General features: G+C 35.9%; 18 protein-coding genes and 1 riboswitch. Of the genes, 9 read left to right on the plus strand and 9 right to left on the minus strand.

What is annotated here, in order from left to right:
- Window position 1: 1 nt before the first annotated feature.
- Together DPQ89_RS06800 and DPQ89_RS06805 are read right to left on the minus strand one after the other, a co-directional pair.
- Window positions 2-646: a hypothetical protein gene (locus tag DPQ89_RS06800; RefSeq protein WP_127716170.1), complete on the minus strand. Its 645-nt coding sequence runs from the start codon at window positions 644-646 to the stop codon at window positions 2-4.
- 26 nt (window positions 647-672) lie between these two features.
- Window positions 673-1,554 (minus strand): Hint domain-containing protein, encoded by an 882-nt coding sequence (locus DPQ89_RS06805; RefSeq protein ID WP_127716171.1) that lies wholly within the window; start codon window positions 1,552-1,554, stop codon window positions 673-675.
- A 225-nt stretch (window positions 1,555-1,779) separates the two neighbouring features.
- Here DPQ89_RS06805 and DPQ89_RS06810 point away from each other — a divergent pair, with 225 nt between their 5' ends.
- The 3 genes from DPQ89_RS06810 to DPQ89_RS06820 all read left to right on the plus strand — a co-directional run bounded on the left by DPQ89_RS06810 (window position 1,780) and on the right by DPQ89_RS06820 (window position 5,291).
- Complete coding sequence (locus DPQ89_RS06810) at window positions 1,780-3,162, plus strand: hypothetical protein (protein ID WP_127716172.1); 1,383 nt, start codon at window positions 1,780-1,782, stop codon at window positions 3,160-3,162.
- Between the two features lie 287 nt (window positions 3,163-3,449).
- Complete coding sequence (locus DPQ89_RS06815) at window positions 3,450-4,631, plus strand: integrase (protein WP_127716173.1); 1,182 nt, start codon at window positions 3,450-3,452, stop codon at window positions 4,629-4,631.
- Window positions 4,632-4,766: 135 nt separating this feature from the next.
- Entirely contained in the window at window positions 4,767-5,291 is a 525-nt protein-coding gene (locus DPQ89_RS06820; protein ID WP_127716174.1) for a hypothetical protein, read from the plus strand.
- Here DPQ89_RS06820 and DPQ89_RS18475 read toward each other — a convergent pair.
- The 6 genes from DPQ89_RS18475 to asd form a co-directional block, all read right to left on the minus strand.
- The gene (locus DPQ89_RS18475; protein ID WP_164848291.1) at window positions 5,262-6,686 is read right to left on the minus strand and encodes a hypothetical protein; all 1,425 of its coding nucleotides are present in this window, start codon (window positions 6,684-6,686) and stop codon (window positions 5,262-5,264) included. The two genes, DPQ89_RS06820 and DPQ89_RS18475, sit on opposite strands and share 30 nt — an antisense overlap.
- A 987-nt stretch (window positions 6,687-7,673) precedes the next feature.
- Complete coding sequence (locus DPQ89_RS06830) at window positions 7,674-8,522, minus strand: hypothetical protein (protein ID WP_127716176.1); 849 nt, start codon at window positions 8,520-8,522, stop codon at window positions 7,674-7,676.
- A gap of 18 nt (window positions 8,523-8,540) precedes the next feature.
- Window positions 8,541-11,027: a hypothetical protein gene (locus DPQ89_RS06835; RefSeq protein WP_127716177.1), complete on the minus strand. Its 2,487-nt coding sequence runs from the start codon at window positions 11,025-11,027 to the stop codon at window positions 8,541-8,543.
- Window positions 11,028-11,054: 27 nt separating this feature from the next.
- The gene (locus DPQ89_RS06840) at window positions 11,055-11,699 is read right to left on the minus strand and encodes a ChaN family lipoprotein (RefSeq protein WP_127716178.1); all 645 of its coding nucleotides are present in this window, start codon (window positions 11,697-11,699) and stop codon (window positions 11,055-11,057) included.
- Between the two features lie 79 nt (window positions 11,700-11,778).
- Window positions 11,779-11,988: a hypothetical protein gene (locus DPQ89_RS06845; RefSeq protein ID WP_127716179.1), complete on the minus strand. Its 210-nt coding sequence runs from the start codon at window positions 11,986-11,988 to the stop codon at window positions 11,779-11,781.
- On the minus strand, window positions 11,989-13,098 hold the full coding sequence (asd, locus tag DPQ89_RS06850; protein WP_127716180.1) for an aspartate-semialdehyde dehydrogenase: 1,110 nt from the start codon (window positions 13,096-13,098) through the stop codon (window positions 11,989-11,991).
- 102 nt (window positions 13,099-13,200) lie between these two features.
- A riboswitch (Lysine riboswitch) is annotated at window positions 13,201-13,372 on the plus strand.
- A 51-nt stretch (window positions 13,373-13,423) separates the two neighbouring features.
- Between asd and lysC the strand changes: the two genes are divergently transcribed.
- Genes lysC through DPQ89_RS06880 form a run of 6 tightly spaced genes read left to right on the plus strand, consistent with a single transcriptional unit; the run spans window position 13,424 to window position 19,454 of the window.
- A complete protein-coding gene (lysC, locus tag DPQ89_RS06855) occupies window positions 13,424-14,773 on the plus strand; it encodes a lysine-sensitive aspartokinase 3 (protein ID WP_127716181.1) in 1,350 nt (449 codons plus the stop codon).
- Between the two features lies 1 nt (window position 14,774).
- Window positions 14,775-15,446 carry a 4-hydroxy-tetrahydrodipicolinate reductase gene (locus DPQ89_RS06860; RefSeq protein ID WP_164848292.1) on the plus strand — a complete coding sequence of 224 codons (672 nt, stop codon included), beginning with the start codon at window positions 14,775-14,777 and terminating at the stop codon, window positions 15,444-15,446.
- Window positions 15,447-15,466: 20 nt separating this feature from the next.
- Complete coding sequence (gene dapA / locus DPQ89_RS06865; protein WP_127716183.1) at window positions 15,467-16,348, plus strand: 4-hydroxy-tetrahydrodipicolinate synthase; 882 nt, start codon at window positions 15,467-15,469, stop codon at window positions 16,346-16,348.
- Window positions 16,349-16,358: 10 nt separating this feature from the next.
- On the plus strand, window positions 16,359-17,123 hold the full coding sequence (locus DPQ89_RS06870) for a 2,3,4,5-tetrahydropyridine-2,6-dicarboxylate N-succinyltransferase (protein WP_127716184.1): 765 nt from the start codon (window positions 16,359-16,361) through the stop codon (window positions 17,121-17,123).
- Window positions 17,124-17,127: 4 nt separating this feature from the next.
- The gene (locus DPQ89_RS06875; RefSeq protein WP_127716185.1) at window positions 17,128-18,333 is read left to right on the plus strand and encodes a PLP-dependent decarboxylase; all 1,206 of its coding nucleotides are present in this window, start codon (window positions 17,128-17,130) and stop codon (window positions 18,331-18,333) included.
- The gene (locus DPQ89_RS06880) at window positions 18,333-19,454 is read left to right on the plus strand and encodes a succinylglutamate desuccinylase/aspartoacylase family protein (protein ID WP_127716186.1); all 1,122 of its coding nucleotides are present in this window, start codon (window positions 18,333-18,335) and stop codon (window positions 19,452-19,454) included. Before DPQ89_RS06875 ends, DPQ89_RS06880 begins: the two co-directional genes overlap by 1 nt.
- Here DPQ89_RS06880 and DPQ89_RS06885 read toward each other — a convergent pair.
- Complete coding sequence (locus tag DPQ89_RS06885) at window positions 19,451-19,813, minus strand: hypothetical protein (RefSeq protein ID WP_127716187.1); 363 nt, start codon at window positions 19,811-19,813, stop codon at window positions 19,451-19,453. The two genes, DPQ89_RS06880 and DPQ89_RS06885, sit on opposite strands and share 4 nt — an antisense overlap.
- Window positions 19,814-19,870 lie beyond the last annotated feature (57 nt).

Genomic DNA, 19,870 nt, shown 5'->3' on the forward strand with positions numbered 1-19,870 from the left:
ATTAACCTCTACTTCTTTGGATATTTGTTTCTACATATTTGATGACTTTCTTTAGTCTTTCGCTCATATAGTTTTCTTTAAATTTCTTAACTTCTTCTGGTGCATATTGAGAAAGGGCATGAAAGATTTCAACTTTGTCTCCAATAATTAGTCTTCTTGCTTCTAGGTCATGAGTAGACTCTTCTATCTCGCTTAGAAGAAACATTTGAGCTGCTTTAATTGCATCTGTGCGATCGACTTCTCTTTGTTGAATTGCTTCAATTAAGAAGTTTGTTGCTCCAATTCTACGCTCCATAGATTGATCCATATCGCTAAAATCCGTCGCTCTTAAAGTTAAGTAGGCCAGCCTAATATTTCTAGAGTTAGTGTAAAACTCATTAAGCTCTTGTTTCTCAGCATCAGTCTTAATTGCCTTATTTCTAATATTAGATAATGCTAGAAGTGCTTCACTTTTTTTAATGACAACTTCTTGAATTTTTCTAGGCATAACTGCTTTATTCGTATTAAGTACGGAAGTCTTAGCAGTAGGCATTTTTTCTTTAACGACCTTCTCTATAGGAAGGTCTTGAGAAGGTTTAGTACTTTGCAAATAGCTTATTGCTAATACCGGTGCCATTACTGCTAAAGTGATTATTTTCTTTTTCATATATTTCTCCTAAATTTAAAAATTAATTACTTGATTAATTCGCCTCTTACTAATTTTTTTCTTAGTAGTACTTGATTGGCCTTTTTAGCTTTTCTTTGTTGAATAGTTAGGTCTCCATTGAGTAATCCTCCGGCAACAATAACTCGGTCTGTTTCTTTTTCACCATTTGTTCTGATGTTATAAACCTTTCCTTCAACCTTATTTATCGAAAGCTCTTCGATGATTTCCTCTTCACCAAACTCATTAAGTAGTTTTGAACCAACCTTTAAGTCTTGTGCTGCTATATAGTTTCCATCTGCAAGAACAAGTGGATGCTCTAATGTCACAGATAAGCTTTTGGCAGATTGTGTTTTAATATTAACGATGTCGTGAGACCCTGAGGTAATGGACTTAGAATACGAAAAGACACTACCTTCTTTTAGCTTTAGTCCGTCTAGGGTAGAGTTACTTGAAAGAGTCGTAACTCTTAACTCTTTTGTATCGAACATATCTTTTATAGCGAATTCTTTGTTCCCACTTAAAATCATCTGATCGGCCGTATAGCAACCACCTGCACAGAAGCCTACAATGTCGTAATTTTCTGGAATGTAACAATCGGCACCGCTACTTACAGGTGGAAACCAGCTTAAAGGATTTGTAGGTCCTTGCAGATAATTTTCTTCATCAAGAAGACCATAAATAGGGTAGGCAGGTCTTACGGCCCCACCAGGTGCTGTATAGTTCTTGAATGTCGTCAGAATTCCTTTATTTGCTGGATCACATCTCATGGCCCATTGCCATCTTTGTTGGGCCTGAGGTTGAGTAAGATTGTCTCCCCAATTTTGGCATCTGTATTCCACAAAGCCTCCAGCAATTGCTTGAACATTTGAAAGTAGTAAAAGTGTTGTCATTAAATTTTTGATATTCATATTCTCTCCTTTTTTTAAATAATCAATGTCTCGTCAGGTTGTATTGCTTAAGTTGTGCCAATCTTTATTTGGTATAACTAGCTGTTATCAGGAGAAGTATACTGGTTCATATTTGGAACAGGTTCCGATTGTGAAACACTTTTTCAACTCATTTGGAGAGTTTATTGAATATTTTGATGAAAAACTTTGGCACTCAAATTGCTTTGTAAAGAACAAGGAGTATTTATGAAAAAAATTTTATTATCGCTTATATTAATGACAAATGTTTTAGCACAAGTGGAAGTTAAAAATGTCGATAACTCAATTCTTACTAAGAGTTACCAATTTGAAATCCTAGATAAGAACTATAACTTATCTTCTAAAGAGGTCCTTGTTAATGCTAGGCTTGTCGGCACTCACACATTTACAGGAACGCCACCGACGAGAAGCTTTGCAGAAGAGAGAGTTTGCGCACTAAATTTAGTAGGTGATATCTCTCATAATATCGGTGAAGAGTTTGTTAGTGCAACAAAGTTTGATTCAAGTTTCTTTGTAGATGAAATTGATGACCAAGGTGTTGAGATATTACTTAAAAATCTAAAAGCATTTTCAAAAAGAATCAGCTATCAAAATCTAGGTTGTGAAATGAGTATTATCCGACTGAATTCCTTAAATAAAGTGAATTATAGGCGAGTGATGAAGTTTGAAAGTTACTTTGATTTCTTCGCCTTAAATGAAGTGTTTAAAAATGAAAATTATACCTTTCTATATCCAAAGTTTGAAATGTCACAGGATATGAAGTCATTAGTAAGTGCGTATATCATTAACCTGGCCTACCAAAGAGTTTATTCAAGATCAGCTGAATTATATGAAATTGAAGAAAATTTAGAGAATTCTAATGAATCAAATTGGGGCTATATATTACAAGAAAAATTAGCAACAGAATCAGAGCATGATAAATCTAGCGAGTTTGACGAAGAAATTGTAGATCTTATTTCGGCCTATCATGAGCATGTAGAAAGAACAGAATCTTTTTGGATTGATAATTGCTTAGATGCTGATGTTCAATTTGCTAAATTTAACGATGGTTTCTGTGATGCTTTCGCTAGAACTTTTTCTACTGAATATGATTTGTGTAAAAATAGAAACCATAGACTTTTAAACCCGCTAGCTTCATATGTGTCATCTACGGGTGAAAAATGTATTGCAATGGCAAAACAAGGTCATTATGGTGCTGAAAATACCATACTAATTACAAAGATTTTAGAAGATGAAAAAGAACTTAAAAAAGCACTCAAAAATCAAGCTTCTGAAGTGGATAGATACTACGAGCATATTTTTACAGCGCTAAATCCACGCTCAGAAATAACACAATTTATGGCCGAAAATCATAAGACGTTTAGTGCACAAATATTAGAAGAAATTCAATTTTCTCAAGAACTATTTTTTGCAGGATATTCATTGTTAGATGATGAAAAAATTAAAAGAATTTTAGAGAATGCGAATAGACAATTTTATCTACCAGGTGAGCTACCAAGATTTGATCCAGGTTGGACTGATCCAGTAAGACCTGAGTATAGGTATAATTTGCAAGGTATGAAATCACTAGGAGATGGTCTAAAATACTAGAAATAGGATGAAATAACTCCCCCAAAGCCTACCCCATATAATGGTAATTATATGGGGTTAATTAGTATACTCCGTTATGACTCATTAAAATAGTTACCGAAACAAGACTCTAAGTAAGGTGTTGACTCAACCATACTTGGAGTTATTAATGCACTTGTTCAAAACCCCTTCTATCAATGTAAGTTTTCTGTTTCTTCTCATTTTTCAAATGTTACTCAAATTTTAAAAGTTAAATAAAATCTGCTAGATGAATGACTCACTAAAATATTACTAAAAGGAAAACAGTAATGACCTTACAATTTAAAACCGAATACTTGGCCCAAATTCGACAGAGATATTTTAATTCGAGTAAAAAACAAAAATCTATAATATTAGACGAGCTGTGCTCAGTCACAGGCTTTCATCGAAAGTACGCTATTAAAATACTTTCTAAAGGCCATATGAACACTCCTAAGTCCTCTGGAAGAACAAAGGTATACTCTGACACTAGCATTTTTCATTTGAAGAGATTATGGCATCTCATGGGTCGAATGTGTTCCAAGAAGATGGTTGCTGCGTTTCCCGTATGGCTTAACTATTATCAAGGTAAAGGATTTGGCCCCTATGTTAAGAATGAACTCTTATTAATGAGTCCGGCCACTGTTGATAGATATCTTAGAAGCTATAAGGCCCAATTCGCAAGGAGAAAAAGAACTGGAACAATTCGTGGGTCAAAGAATTTTCAAAATATTATTCCCTTAAAAATTTTTGAAGAAAAAGAGAGTGTTCCTGGCTTTATTGAATGCGACACTGTTGCTCACTGTGGAACTTCCCTGTCTGGAAAATTTGCATGGTCAATTACTGTTACAGATATTTATTCAGGCTGGACAAATAATCGAGCGATTTTCGGAAAAGGTGCAGATGAGACGTTGAGTGGAATCATTAAAATTATGCAGCTCACACCCTACTCTATTAGGTCATTTAATGTAGACAATGGTACGGAGTTCTTAAACCGTTATTTTGTAGAATACTTCAACGGTATGAAAGGTGTAAACTTAACCCGATCTAGGGCCTATCGAAAAAATGACAACTGTCACGTTGAACAAAAGAATTTCACCCATGTTAGAGAGACGTTTGGATATGAACGAATCGACGAAGAAAATTTAATTAAATATATGAATGAAATTTATCAGGATTATTTAAACCCCCTTTTAAATTTTTTTACGCCACAACTTAAGCTTGTCGAAAAATATCGAGTAGGAAGTAGCTATAAAAGAAAGTATGATAAACCAAAAACTCCTTATCATAGGCTTATGGAATCAAGCGCATTATCACAAAAGCAAAAATATGACCTTGAGAGGGAATATATGAAATATAACCCAATTCTTCTTAAGAAGGAGTTGGGCCGAAAGATAAGCCACCTAAACAAATACTTAAAAAACAAGGTTCGTGTTTCCGTTGTTGAGAATAATAAAAACGCGCATAGTTGAGTTAAGCACTTTAGGATAGATATACTACAGGTAGGTAAAAGTTGCCTACAGCTGTCTACAATCGAATACTTACCAAAACACTTTATCTCATCAATAGATAATTGTATTATAGTAGCGGAAGCCATGGAGGGCATAATGAAGTACATTTTTTTCTTATTTTGCTTACTTACCACTCAAACCTCTCATTCGGTCGAAGAGCTTGGCAAAGCCGAAGCTATCAGGGAATTTGGATCTATGTTTGACTTAAAAAAGCTTGAAAGAAGTTGTCACAGGACAGGGTCAACAGAGGATTGTTTTGAGTTGGGAATGGGTCTAGCAGTCCATGATACTCAAAAAAATAGAAGGACTTTATTGTTTAAAAAAGGCTGTGAGCAAGGGCATAGTTATTCTTGCTCCGCTCTCGTGGATGAAATGGATGGACTGAATAATTTTGAAGAGGCTTACAATATTCTTGATAATAAATTTAGACAGAATAATGAAATAGTTATGAGTCAAATGAGTCAACTTTTATATTATAAGCTTAGAGATGAATCCCTCACAGGTATAACTTCTCAAACACGAAAAAGGGCGAAAGACTTTATCTCTAAATCATGTAGAAACAAAGCTAGAAAAGGTTGTGAGATCATAAATTCAATAATTCCTTATATTTCTAATATCTAGAACGCCCTCTCTTTCAATATTTCTCAATGGAGATATCCTCTGAAAATCACTTTCCTTTGGTTTTATAGGCTCTTTGCACCCTCGCGGACTTATTTGACAGGCTTTGATTTGCTTCCAGTATCTTTCCATTGCCTCACCTTGTGTTTCACCTAATGAGTTTCTTGGTTTTTTAGGTGGATCATTCGCAGGTGGATCATTCGCAGGTGGATCATTCGCAGGTGGATCATTCGCAGGTGGATCATTCGCAGGTGGATCATTCGCAGGTGGATCGTTCGCAGGTGGATCGTTCGCAGGTGGATCATTCGCAGGTGGATCGTTCGCAGGTGGATCATTCGTAGGAGGATCATTTGCAGGTGGATTGTTGTCTACTAAATCGTCAAGGTCACTATCAAAAGGTTTTCCTGAATTCATAATTGTAGAATCATTTCCAAAAGAGTCTGTTGTTAAAGGCGTTCCTGACCCTCGATTGTCCTCGTCTCCAACATTTCTTCTGCCCGTATTTGTGTATCCGTTATCTCTTTGAAGAGTACCGGTCGTCGAGCCACCTTCCTCGTCACCAACATTTCTTCTACCCGTATTCGTATATCCGTTATCTCTTTGAAGAGTACCGGTCGTCGATCCACCGCCCTCTTCATCAACATTTCTTCTACCTGTATTTGTGTAGCCGTTGTCTCTTTGAAGACTACTGTTGTTTCCAAGGGTTGTATTTTCAGGGTCCTTAATGCCTAGCCTACTCCCTCTTTCTAAAGGGTCTTCATTGGCCCTAAAATCTCCTAGAGTCATGTCATCAGGGCCCTTTATTATTTCACGGCCCACAGTTCTTAGCCCGCCTAAATCGTCAGGGTTTCTTACTCCAAGCTGATCTCCAATCGCTAAATGATCGCGATCACGAGAAAGATTATCATTTGTAGCACTTAGATTTGTGGAAAAAAGACCTATTTCCTTTCCTGTTCTAATCATTTCATCTTGATTAAGTTCACCATTTGTTAATTTCTTTAAATTGTCTGTGAGAGACTTTTTTAATAGCAATTTTTGACTATATGAAAATTTTCCTAGATCAATTTTCTTCTTATAGTCCAATAGTTCGGGAAGTATAGTTTCTAAAGACTCGCGCTCAGATGCACTAAGGCCCAACCTGTCTAGGTCGATATCGCCTATGTCTCTAATGTCGTTAGAGAAAATTAATTCAGAAAAAATCTCTGTCTTTTTCTTTAAGTGAGAAAAGTCATGTTGATAAAATTCCCCTGAGTTTACAAACCCGTTAAGAATATAAACATCACCTTCACCGCATTCGATCTTTTCTGCCCCTGCTTCAATACAGGTTAGAAAGATATCCTCTGAAGAGAATGAACTATTTGAAAACAATATAAAGAGTATCAAAGTAAAGGCATTCATTGTTGAAACCCATTTCCTTTATTCTGAATACCAATTGTTGGATCATTTAAATTATCGTAGATAGTTGGCTTTGAGCTTCTTCTGAGCGCGATATGACTCATTAAAACTGTTACCAAAATAAGACTCTAAGTAAGGTGTTGACTCAATCATGTTTGGAGCTTTTGATGCACTTAGTATGAATTAAACTTCTTTCAAGATAATTCAATGTTGCTTAAATTTTCAAAGCTTAAGTAGTACCATGCTACATGAATGACACACTAAAATGTTTCTCAAAGAGGAGTTGCAGCGAGCTTTATATTTAAAACTGAACATTTAGGCTAGTTAGGAAAAATAAGTATTTCGAACATTAAAATAGATGGTCAACTCCCCTTTTTAGTCAAATTATTTAACGTCGACAAAGGAAAAGTCGATTATAAAATAGTCCCAAGCTTGATTATAAAATAAGAAAATACAGTATCAATAAGAGTGAATAATAAAAGAGATATAAAGACATTAGCAAAATTATTAGAAAAATAAGTGACCCTAAATAGAGAAAGGTAATTTCTAATCACTAGAATCAAGCACAAGATACTGGCCATTACTATCAAACTTTCAAAAACAACGCTTGTCTTAAAAAAGCTGTATAATGTGAATAAAATTAGAACTCCAATATAAGGCATTTTAGAAAGAATAATATTTTTATATAATTTCTGATCTTTTATCTCTAAAAACCTATTCATAATTCTTGTTTTCAATAAATTAACAACGACTAAAGGAATCACTAGTATTTGAATGAGGTTTATCGCTATCAGTAGATAGAATGAATATTTTGGCGCAGGAGCCTGAAATGAAATAAAAGAGTTTAGTGCAAAACCATTGAACGCACTGAGAATAGTGAAGATAATAATAAAACTTATACATATGTAGGTGTTATTAAATTTCTCATAAAACTTCATGTGTAAACCTTTTTATGATACTTGATGAAAAGTTGTATGTGTGGAGTTAGCATTACCCGCGGATAATATCCTTTACATACTTCATTTGCCTTAAGCAAGGGTCTCGGTATCTACATTTTATATTTTTCAATACCTTTTTCGCATCTTTGACTTTATTGTCGCGCAAGAGTTCTACTGCTCTAGTAAAGTTTAAAACTTCTTTGCAGGCATTCTCATCTGAAGATTTACAAATATCGCGCCATTTTGAAATCACATTTCTAACCTCTACAACATCTATTGTGTCGACTTTTACTATATCAATCATCTTATCCATTATTGACAACGTATGGGCCGAGCCTTTTATTTTTGACAAGTAGTAAGAGTAAACAATTGCTCTATTTTTAGCTGATATTTTATTATCCAACATTACTCTTCGACAAAGTCTAGAATCTATTTCTAAGCAGGATATCTCCATTACCTCGTCAAGGTTCTCTAACCTATTATTAACAACTTTCAGCTTTAAGAGTTTTCCACAAGCGACTCGCTTTTGAAAGCTTCTTACTTCTTTACTTCCCCCCTCATTGAAGCAATAATCTTTCGCCAGTCTTAATGCTCTATTAAGGTCTTTTTGAGCTATCTGCTCAATAGCATAATCGCAAAGAGGCAGGGGGAAATCTCTCTCACACTTTAAAATCTGAAAGGGAGTCAACATTACTCTTTTCTTTGGTAAAGAACTCTCTCTCCTGCTTTCATCTCTCATTTTTTTTATATTATAAAAGCTTTTAATATAGCCTCCCAAAACGACTAACAAAAGTAAGAGAATATATCGACGACCTTCACCAAAAATGCGATCAAACACATTGCCAAAGAAGACAAATACAACAAGAACTATAATGAACTTTATAATTAAACGGTCAAACATTAAGTCAATTCCCAAGAACTACCTCTTCCCAGATAAAATAGAATTTAAATTCTCAGTCTTGAAGCGATTTCGTTTCTCAAGTAGTTCGAGAACATACTTTCTTTCTTGTGAGTCTAGGGTTTTCATATTCCCTTCAATTTGATTGACTTCATAACTCCAAAGGATATTGCTATCACTTTGTTTTACAATTTTATCTGTCTTGGCATCATAGATGATGAAAAAGTCAGCGTCTCTTGAATCTTGAGAGCTTAGGACTTCTTTAAGGTTTTGCTTTGCTGTTAAAAAGATTGGCTTAATAACGGGTTGTGTCTGCTTTGTAGTATTGGCCTTAGGAGCAGATTGTGCAGGGGCCGCATCAGAACTTGGTGAACTTGCTCCTGTTGTTGCTGCAGTTAATTGGGCCTGAGCTTGAGTAGAGGTAGTGGCATTTGTTGGTGCTTGAACTCCCCTATCATAATTATTCGCTGATTCTTTTGTTTTGTATTGAGTTGGTTTAGGTGTATCGCCCTTATCAGCAACTTCAATGGAAGATGTTTGAGTTTTTGCAAAGGCACTAGCGACTTCTCTTTTTATTGCTGCAATATCTACACCTTCATTTTCTATAGAACTTAATTGCTCATCTAAAGTGCTTAAGAGTCTTTGGATTTCTCTCTTTCTTTTTGGATCTGCTTTTTTTAGCTCTTCTTTTAATTCGTATGACTTTTTAATGATATCTGTTGCCTTACTGCTCGCTTTAATTTTAAACGAGTCCTTATTGTAATCTGACATAAGTTTAGAGTAGCTCTTTATAGGAGTTCTTTGAATATCAAATCCTCCTGGATAGGATCTATTTGTTACAGAACTGTAGACTTTATTAGCATAGTCATTGAATTCTTTTATAAGAGAATTTTTCCTCGGGGAATCACTAATCTTTGAAACTTTTTCTTTAAAGTTATTAGCACTAGACTCAAAAGACTCTATAACCGCTTCATTTGCTTTTACTTCAACAACTTCTGGGACAACTGTCTTTTCTTCTGTCTCAGGAGAGGTTAGAACTAGTTCAGGAGTAGAAAATACAGATATTTGTACCACACTTGTTTCTAAAGATTTTTTAGGAAGTTTCCCTCCTAGTTTAGCAAACTTATTCGATCTTCTTTGAAGAATATTACTCGTTTCATCAAGACATGCGGTTGTTCTAATTTGTGATTTAATTCTTCCATCTATGAAGCGCTTACCATCAGCTTTTTTTATAAATTTATTAAATTCTGAAATATTTTGAGATATTGAAGTTTTAGCTTCATTAATTAAATTTCCATTCTTCTGGCCTGTTAATCCAATAAGCTTTTGTAAAGAACGCTTAATATCACCACAGACAAATTGATGTTCATAGTTTTTCTTATCATAATCTAGTAGTGATATGTCGGCCTTAATAGACTCTTCTATAAGTTCAATCAGATCATATGGTTTATTATAGTTTATATCGCTAGAGCTTTGGACTAGATGTTTTAAGTCGTTATTTAAAAATAACGAGGCCTCAAAATCTCTTACCTCTTGCGGAATTTCTTCTTCAAGAGAAAATTGCCCTAGTGTCTGGAGATATTTACGTGCCTTTTCTTTATCTGAAAAAAATGGCGCAATATAATCTTCTATACTACCGGCCTCTTTAATTTTTTCTATATAGTTAGTCTTACTAAGTCTCTCAAGCGTTTTTGGGTAGAGCTTTTTAGCAGAGATCATTCTTCTACTATCTGGGGTGCTTAACTCTCTCAACGTTAGTCTATTTGGTTCAATGGAATGTTCGCTCTTATAGAGATAGTGAATTAAGTTTTCATTATTCTTCAGTTGCTCTTTGGCCTTTAAGTCATCTGCTCTTTTAGCAACATTTTCTACAAATGATAGCTTGGGATCGTACTCTTTGGGCTTCATTGCATGGGGAAAATAAGATAAGTCCACTCTGGCCAAATCAACTCCAAACTCTTCTAGGCCTTGTCCCTTGATTTCATTTAATTCGGGACAGAACTCAGTTTCTTTTGATAATTTATCATGTCTAATTTTTGCATCAATAATCATTTCGGAAACTTTTAAATAAGTAGGAATTTTTGCTATTAGGCCTATATCTGTTGTATCAAATTCATCACACAGGGCCTTGTATCTAACTTTAGATTTAAAAGTACAAAAGCAATCTCTTTCAACGATATCTCCAAGAGTACTTAGTGCAATCATAGGAGTGTTATTGGCCGAGGCCTTATCGCAGGCGTCTGCAATTGATGAAAAGGTATTCTTATCTGTGAGGGTATGATTACTAAGTTTAGAGATAATCTCGATACCAGATTTTCCAAAATCAGTTACGCTTATATCTTCTTCATTAGTAGGGCCACTATTGAAAATACATGGAGTGTACTTTATCTTCTGTTCTTTAGCACAAATTGCATTAACAAATTTCTCTACTCGAGTGTCCTGAGCAAAACTATTTACATGAGTAAGTGCTAGCAAGAGAGCCGATATATTTAGAAATGATTTCATCATAGTAAAAGTATCGGTTATTTATTTATTTTACATTAGAAAATTTGTGTAATTAGTTAAAAATACTGACTTTAGAAGATCTTTTAAGATAATACTGGCACTTTCCATTGCGCAGCTCGACTCAAGAGCACTTGGTAGAAATCTCTTATAAGTATGAAACGAGCCTATGAGCACGATAGTCTTTACTTCTTTATATTCGCAAAGTACTTCTGACATATGCGCCTCTCGAGCAGCGCGAACCTTTGAAATATCAGGTATGACTGGATACACAGTTGTCTCTCTAGGCCATTGAGTTTTATCAAGGTCAATTGCAATTAGTCTAAGATCAAGTCTTCGAGCTTCAGATATTAGCTGCATGTAGCTCTCAGTATTGTATTGCCATCTCTTTGTTAGATACTCACTTAACATACTCTGAGATCCATCTAGATTAGCTTCAAAATTATCTAGTAGATATTGCTTGTGAGACTCAATCATCTCTAGAGCAAGAATTTCTCCACCGGCCTCTTTAAACGCACTTAATGACTCCCTAACCTTTTGTCTTGAGACATCATCTTTATGTGATTCACCAATAAGGATGAGACTCTCTTTTGTACTTGTATAAACTTCTTCTAGCGTAGCCGCTTGAGTGGAAGTAAGTAGTGTGAAAAAGAGTAAGAACGATATTAATTTTGTCATGGCCTAATATAGCAAATCTAGGAAAAATATCGATTTTATTGTAGTATTTACAATGGTCTATGTATTTGAATTTACAAGGTTAATTCTTGATTTGGGACTTCTTCTTATTAATAATCTCGATACAATCATTCTTTATAAATTCGTGAGAGATTTTTTGGCAATCCTCTACATTGAGAAATCTGATAGCATCGTCTTTGAGATTATTGTCCTTATCAAAGTAGCTCGCTGATATTATCGCAATAACAACGAGCCCAAGTGTTGAGTAGACTAGGATTTTAGATCGGCTCATTTAGTTAACTAAAATATTTAACATTCTTCGAACTGGTTCTGCTGCTCCCCATAGAAGCTGGTCTCCACAAGTGAATGCATTTAAATATCTATCCCCTAGGTTCATTTTTCTAAGGCGACCGATTGGAATTTCTAAATTTCCACTTACTGCTGCAGGAGTAAGTGCAGTTCGAGTGGCCTCAGGGTTATTTGGAATAACCTTTACCCAGTCATTGTGAGAGCTAATCATTTTTTCAATTTCTTCAATTGAAAGATCTTTTTTAAGTTTAATAGTAAAGGCCTGAGAATGGCATCTCATTGTTCCTACGCGTACACACGTTCCGTCGACTGGAATAAGATTGTCTTGATTTCTACCTAGGATTTTATTTGTTTCGCTGACGCCTTTCCATTCTTCCTTTGTTTGTCCAAGATCTACTGGTGAGTCGATCCAAGGGATTAGACTTCCACCTAAAGGTGCACTAAAGCAAGTTGTGTCCATTGATTTTGAATTCATTGTTTCTGTGATAATTCTATCTACTTCTAAAATATCTGAGGCCTGATCTTGATCCATTCCAGTAAATGTCTGCCCTAGAGTATTCATTTGAGTTAGTAGCTCTTTCATATGTCTGGCACCACCACCAGATGCCGCTTGATAAGTCATACTCGTGAGCCATTCGATTGCGTCATTTTCAAATAAACCGCCTAAGGCCATCATCATAAGTGAGACTGTGCAGTTACCACCAATAAAGTCTTTCACTCCACTATCTATTGCCTGATCAATAACCTTTCTATTAACTGGATCTAAAATAATAACGCTATTTTCTTTCATTCTAAGAGTACTAGCAGCATCAATCCAGTAACCATTCCACCCAGACTCTCTAAGTTTTGGATGAATTGCACTAGTGTAGTCTCCCCCTTGGCAAGTGAGGATAATATCCATCTTTGAGAGTTCAGCAATACTATTTGCATCTTGCAGTGTCTTATTGGTTACATATTCAGGTGCAGCTTGCCCACTTTGAGAAGTAGAAAAGAATGTTGAGTCAATGCTAGAAAAATCATTTAATTCCTGCATTCTTCCCATCAATACTGATCCAACCATTCCTCTCCAGCCAACAAATCCTACTTTTTTCATAAATAAACCCTCTAAAAGTTAAATATCTAGCTAGATATTGTGTCTTTTTTCTCTTTTTGTAAAACTCATCTTGAATATTCTGATCTTTTTAGTTAGCATTTTAACAAATGAAGAGGCGCATTGCTCAGATAGCTTATAGGAAGATGAATGGATCTAGTGACTATAAGTGAAGGGAGTTCTGCCGAAGTAAGCTGAGTCCACTCTATTTAGCTTGCTGGTTGCTAAGGCTGAATCCTTAGGACTGTCACAGGCAATGTGGAGAACTTCAAGCTATTCTAAGAAATCCCGTTGCCATTTATAAACTTTCACACTTAAGGAGAATTAGGTGGAATCAATTATTGTTGCGAAATTTGGTGGAAGCTCTATGGCAGATGCTACGGCCATGAAAAGATCGGCCGGTGTGGCCAAGAATCACCATGCGAATATAGTCGTTGTCTCAGCAACATATGGTACAACTAATAAACTTATTAAACTCTCAGAGCTTGCTCAAAGTTCAGACTGGGAAAGTTGTGAAGAGATTATTGCTGATATCAGAGAAAAGCACTTAAGCATCGCAAAAGACCTTGAAATTGAGAACCTAGAAGAGATTGAAGGTCTTCTAAATGAAGTAGAAACCCTTTCTAGAGGAATCTTTCTTTTGCGTGACTGTTCTTTAAAAGCTTTTGATGCGATTCAATCTTTAGGCGAGAGGATGTCCTCGGTTCTCTTTACTCGGGCACTAGATGTTGAATGGGCAGATCAAAGAAAAGTTAAGAATTTTGATATTAGAAAGATAATGAGAACTGATGATCAGTTTGGAAAAGCGTCTCCACTTATTGATGAAATTGCTTCTTTAAGTGACACTCATTTGATTGATTGTAAGTATGATAATTTAACTTACGTGACTCAAGGATTTATAGGACAAACAGAAGACGGACATACAACAACGTTAGGTCGTGGGGGAAGTGATTATAGTGCTGCTCTTATCGCAGAAGGCATCGGTGCCGACATTCTCCAAATTTGGACCGATGTAGCGGGAATTGCAACTACAGACCCAAGAATAGTTCCTAGTGCAAAGCTGATGAATGAAATAACATTCTCCGAAGCGGCCGAGCTAGCAACTTTTGGTGCAAAGATCCTTCACCCTACGACTTTAACTCCTGCACTTAGAAAGAATATTTCTGTCTATGTTGGTTCTAGTTATGAACCTAATGCTCATGGAACTTGGATTAAACAATCATGTGAAGAGTCTCCACTTATTAGGGCCATGGCCATACGAAATGATCAGAGTCTATTAACTATATCGACACCGAAGATGCTTCATACTCACGGTTTTCTCTATGAAATATTTAAAATTTTTAATAATCATAAGATTAGTGTAGACAGCGTTACCACTTCAGAAATCTCAGTAGCGTTAACAATTGATGATTCCACTCTATTAAACAAGAAATTGATAAGAGAATTAGAAGAATTGGCGACTGTAAAAGTTGAGGAAAACCTTTCATTAGTATCTCTAATAGGTAACAATATAAACCATACAAGTGGTTTAGGTAGTAGAATTTTTAAAGCACTAGGCGACATAAATGTTCGTATGATTTGTCTCGGTGCTTCAAGACATAATTTCTGCTTCTTAGTAGAGGAAGATCAAGCGGCAAATGCTGTAATAAAACTCCATGACCACTTTATTGGAGAGTAAATTGAAATTTGCAGTTATTGGTAAAGGTAAAACAGGTAGTCATGTAATAGAGCTTCTTAAGCAGAAATCATGTCATTATGAGATTTTTGATTCTAAGAACTCCCCTACTGCCAAAAAACTTAAAAAATTTGACGTGGCCATTTGCTTTGTAAATGGACCCGTCTTTGAATCTCTAATCCCTACTCTTATTGATTCGAGGATTTCTGTTGTAACTGGCGCTACAGGGCTAGACTTTTCTCAAGAGCTATCAGGTCAAATTAAGAGCGCTGGAGTAAAGTGGATTAAGGCATCAAATTTTTCGATTGGAATGAATTTAGTGCACAAGATGATTAGCGATTGTCTATCAAAGGCCTCAAAACTCTTTGATGAATATAGCTTTAATATTCATGAAGTTCACCATACGAAGAAATTAGATGCTCCTAGTGGAACGGCCATTAAATGGCAAGATTGGAGTGGAGAGAAATTCGATATAACTCATGAAAGAATTGGTGATGTGGTTGGCGATCATACGATTACACTCAGTACTAAGAATGAAAAAATTTCTCTAAGACATGAGGCCTTAGACAGAAGTATCTTCGCAAGTGGTGCCCTTAAGGCATGTGAGCTTCTCTCTGAAGTTGAACCAGGTCTTCATGACTTTGAAGACATTACTCTTAACAAATTATTAAATTAAAAAAATATTGAAGGAAACTTATGCATTTAAATGACTATAAATTATGGACAGCAGTAATCACACCAATGACTAGTGAAGGTGAAGTTCATTATGAAGATTTAACGAGAGTACTTCGCGATCAAGATGAAGCAAGAAATGGTTTACTTATTTTAGGAAGTACGGGAGAGGCCCTCAATTTAGATATGGATGAGTCTAAGAAAATCTTAGAACACACTCTTTCTTTAGGACTTAAATCTCCGATCATGGTTGGAGTTGGTGGAATCAATCTAAAAGAAACTAAGAAGTGGGTTAATTACCTTGAAACTCTTAAAGTTGATGCTTATCTGCTAGTCACACCTCTTTATGCAAAACCTGGAACTCAAGGACAATATCACTGGTTTAAAGAGTTAATGGACTTAAGTTCTAGACCGTGCATGCTCTATAATGTTCCTAGTAGAACTGGGATCAAAATGAGTTTTGAAGCAGTCACTATGCTCAAAGACCATAAGAACTTATGGTCCATAAAGGAAGCGTCTGGATCAACTGAAGACTTTTCTAAATATGTTCAGGCCGCACCTAAGGCCCTAGTCTACTCTGGTGACGATGCACTATTGTCTGATTTTGCTCCACTTGGTTGTAAAGGCCTAGTTTCTGTTGCATCAAATGTTTGGCCTAAGCAAACTAATAAGTACGTTGAAATGGCGCTTAACTCTACACTGAAAGAGAAATCACTTTGGGCCGAGTGTTCAAATACATTATTTATCGCTTCAAATCCAATTCCAGTTAAGGCATTAATGGCACATGATAAGCAAATTTCTACTGCTGTTTTGAGAGAGCCTTTAACTGATAAAGATCTCTCAAGTATTGAAGAGCTAGTAAGTTCACACTCAAAAATAAACGAATGGTATAACACAGTTAAATAAGGAAATAGATATGACAGATTTAAATTGGAAAGAGGCCTTTGATCTACTTGAAAAAGGCGAAATAAGAGCAGCGTCTAAAATCGACGGTGTTTGGCAAGCAAATGTAGCCGTTAAGCAGGCGATTCTTTCATCATTCAAAGATGGAACTTTAACAGATTTTGCTCATGAGAATTACCCAGGTTTTGTAGATAAGCACAACCTTCCTCCAAGAAGTTTTACTCCTGAAAATGGAGTTCGTATGGTTCCTGGTGGATCATCAGTACGTCGTGGATCTTACGTTGCAAAAGGTGTCATTATCATGCCTCCTGCATATATAAATGTTGGTGCTTATGTAGATGAAGGAACTATGGTTGATTCACACGCACTAGTTGGATCATGTGCACAAATTGGAAAGAATGTTCACTTATCTGCTGGGGTCCAAATTGGTGGTGTACTAGAGCCAGTTGGTCTTGCTCCAGTTATTATTGAAGATAATGCATTCATTGGTGCTGGTGCAGTCATTGTTGAAGGAATCCAAGTTTTAAAAGGAGCAGTAATCGCTCCAGGTGTGATTCTTTCAAAAGGTGTTCCAGTATTTGACTGTGTTAATGAAAGAATGCTTGAGCGTGGAGAAGCTATTCCGGAAAACGCAATTGTTGTTCCAGGTTCGCGTCCAGTGAATGAAAAACTTTCTTGGGCAAAAGACATGGGACTAAGTATGAATTGTGCAATGATAGTGAAATATCGTGATGAGAAAAGTGAAGCTTCACTAGAGTTAGAACAATTTCTAAGGTAATTAAATGTTTTTAAATCCAGAACATAAAGAGCAATTAAAACGAGTGATTAAGAGATTAGACTCTTCTTTTTACTTTTATGATCTGGATGGTTTAAAGAGTCATCTTACTTATATGAGAGATCAAAAGGATGACTCTCTCAAACTTTGGTATGCCTGCAAGGCAAATCCCATGTCGGCAATATTAAAGATTTTTAGAAATCTTGGCTTTGGCCTAGATGTCGCTAGTCAAGGTGAATTAGAGCAAGTTTTAAGCTCTGGCATTGTTCCAGAAAATATCCTTTCAACTGGCCCTAGTAAATCTCGAAAGTATCTACGTTCAATGATTAGAAATGAAGTGGATGTTGTCGTTCTTGAGAGTTTAAATCAAGCTTATTGGCTATCTGAAATAGCACAAGAGTTAGGTGCAAGACCAAAAGTTCTACTCAGAGTTCAACTGGCATGGGACGAAGGTAAGTCTGTTCTAGGTGGAGATGATATAACACCTTTTGGTCTAGATGCTCCTGAGTGGAAAAAGATAGACATGTCTCGCTGCGAGCAGCTTGATTTTCAAGGTTTTCATGTATTCCAATGGGGAAATATTTTAGATTTAGGAAAACTCGAGCATATTTGGACTAAAACGATTATTTCCTTGCAAGAGCTTTCTGCTGATTTAAATATTGAGATGAAAGTTATCGACCTTGGTGGTGGACTTGGAATTCCTTATACTAAAGAAGAGAAAGAAATTGATTTCAAAGATGTAAACTCTCTACTTGTTAAGCTTAAAAAAGAATATAAATTAGATATTATCTGGATGGAACTTGGAAGATATTGTACAGGTCCTTATGGGTATTATTTATCGCAAGTAATTGACAGAAAAACTGTTCGAGGAAAAGAGCTACTTGTTCTTGATGGCGGAATAAATCATCTGGCACGGCCAGCACTTACTAATCAAAGCTTCCCGTGCGAATTATTTAGAGATAGTAATGCCCAAACAACAGAGTTTACAGTGCATGGACCACTTTGTACTGCTCTAGATAAACTTGGAACCTTTCAGCTACCAGATGATGTCGATGAAGGAGATTGGCTTGTATTTTCTCAGGCCGGTGCCTATGGCTTCACTGAGGCCATGCCATTTTTTCTCTGCCATAATTTACCAGCAGAAGTTATCCTCTATAATGGAGATATGATGACTCCAAGGACAATAAAGTCCTCATCAGATTGGTTAATCTAATGAATAAAGTTTCTAAAACTCTCATCCCTATCCATGAACTTCCAAGCGGAGATACGTTAAAACTTAGTGTCATCGACATTAAAGGCCCACAAAAAGGACCTAAGTGCTATATCCAAGCTAGTGTTCATGGAGCTGAACATCAAGGAAATGCGGTAATTTTTCAAATGTTAAAGTATTTAGAGTCCCAAGAAATTAAGGGTTCTATTCGAATCGTCCCAATGGCCAACCCCGCTGCAATAAATTCAAAAATGGGAACCTATACTCACGGAAGATTTAATCCTAATACGGGTGATAATTGGAATCGATTATATTGTGACTATACGAAAGATAAAAAAGCAGAAATTACTCAATTTGCACAGAATAGTTTTGATAGTGATAATTTAGAAATAGCTAAGGAATATAAGAAGCTACTTTCAAGACTTTTAATTGAAAAGAAAAATGAAATTCTCTCCTACGGGCCAAAGCATAATGGTATTTTGAATCTTGAGTTACAAAATCTATCTTTAAACGCTGACTATGTTCTAGATCTACACACAGGTCCAATTGCTACTCGCTACTTATATGTCCCTCAATACTTAGAACAAAGATGTGATGATTTAAACTTCCCCCACAACCTCATTATTCCAAACGAATTTGCAGGTGCTATGGATGAGGCCTGCTTCACTCCTTGGATAAACTTAAAACAAGCATTCAAAGATTTAGACTTTGAATATCATATTCCATTTGAATCTTATACGGTTGAACTTGGTTCAGAAGAGCGAATATCTCTAGAAGAGGCCCAATTAGATCTAAGACATATCCTTCACTATCTCTATAAAAGAGGAGTTGTAACAAGTGATGTTGAGACGCCAAACAATAGTGTTAAGAAATGTTTATTAAGCGATTATAAGACTTACTACGCACCTGTAGGCGGTCTCTATGAGTTTAACTTTAGACCAGGACAAGTTGTTAAGAAGGGACAGAATTTAGCAACTATTGTCCAGCTTAATAATTACCTATCTGATAAAGAAGTTATCAGTTATGTAGTAGCTAAGCGAGATTGCATTGTAATTAATCACTACGCAAGTAGCAGTGTTGCTAGTGGTAGTGAACTGATTCAGGTCATGGAAAATATTTATTAATTGATTTCACAATCAAAATCGATTGGTCCCGTCGTTCCAGTAAGTGCGACTAGACCTTCAAATTTAATGTCCTCGTCACTCAAAATGATGACACTAAGTACTGACTTCTCTTCGTTGGGAAGATAGAAACTGACACCATTGGGCATCCCCTCTACCACTACATTACTTGAAATATTCTGAATATCTCCACCTATGGCCACAAAGTTATGTGAAGTCGCACTATCTTGAGTTAACTCTAGCTCTATATCCGCATCATTAGCAAAGCAGTATATACGAGCAATTCCAAAGTCACTGTAAATACCTTGGGCATGGGCACTGAAGCTTAAAAAGATAAGTAGAAGAATGGACAATAAGTTCATAAAGACCTCTTAACTAAGAATATCTTAGCTATCGCTATAAAGGTTTAATCAATTGTT

The organism is Halobacteriovorax sp. HLS (assembly GCF_004006665.1).
Lineage (GTDB): Bacteria > Bdellovibrionota > Bacteriovoracia > Bacteriovoracales > Bacteriovoracaceae > Halobacteriovorax.

Coding starts and splice junctions, on each gene's coding strand:
- DPQ89_RS06800 (WP_127716170.1), bottom strand. CDS start 646: ATGAAAAAGAAAATAATCACTTTAGCAGTAATGGCACCGGTATTAGCA.
- DPQ89_RS06805 (WP_127716171.1), bottom strand. CDS start 1,554: ATGAATATCAAAAATTTAATGACAACACTTTTACTACTTTCAAATGTT.
- DPQ89_RS06810 (WP_127716172.1), top strand. CDS start 1,780: ATGAAAAAAATTTTATTATCGCTTATATTAATGACAAATGTTTTAGCA.
- DPQ89_RS06815 (WP_127716173.1), top strand. CDS start 3,450: ATGACCTTACAATTTAAAACCGAATACTTGGCCCAAATTCGACAGAGA.
- DPQ89_RS06820 (WP_127716174.1), top strand. CDS start 4,767: ATGAAGTACATTTTTTTCTTATTTTGCTTACTTACCACTCAAACCTCT.
- DPQ89_RS18475 (WP_164848291.1), bottom strand. CDS start 6,686: ATGAATGCCTTTACTTTGATACTCTTTATATTGTTTTCAAATAGTTCA.
- DPQ89_RS06830 (WP_127716176.1), bottom strand. CDS start 8,522: ATGTTTGACCGTTTAATTATAAAGTTCATTATAGTTCTTGTTGTATTT.
- DPQ89_RS06835 (WP_127716177.1), bottom strand. CDS start 11,027: ATGATGAAATCATTTCTAAATATATCGGCTCTCTTGCTAGCACTTACT.
- DPQ89_RS06840 (WP_127716178.1), bottom strand. CDS start 11,699: ATGACAAAATTAATATCGTTCTTACTCTTTTTCACACTACTTACTTCC.
- DPQ89_RS06845 (WP_127716179.1), bottom strand. CDS start 11,988: ATGAGCCGATCTAAAATCCTAGTCTACTCAACACTTGGGCTCGTTGTT.
- asd (WP_127716180.1), bottom strand. CDS start 13,098: ATGAAAAAAGTAGGATTTGTTGGCTGGAGAGGAATGGTTGGATCAGTA.
- dapA (WP_127716183.1), top strand. CDS start 15,467: ATGCATTTAAATGACTATAAATTATGGACAGCAGTAATCACACCAATG.
- DPQ89_RS06870 (WP_127716184.1), top strand. CDS start 16,359: ATGACAGATTTAAATTGGAAAGAGGCCTTTGATCTACTTGAAAAAGGC.
- DPQ89_RS06875 (WP_127716185.1), top strand. CDS start 17,128: ATGTTTTTAAATCCAGAACATAAAGAGCAATTAAAACGAGTGATTAAG.
- DPQ89_RS06880 (WP_127716186.1), top strand. CDS start 18,333: ATGAATAAAGTTTCTAAAACTCTCATCCCTATCCATGAACTTCCAAGC.
- DPQ89_RS06885 (WP_127716187.1), bottom strand. CDS start 19,813: ATGAACTTATTGTCCATTCTTCTACTTATCTTTTTAAGCTTCAGTGCC.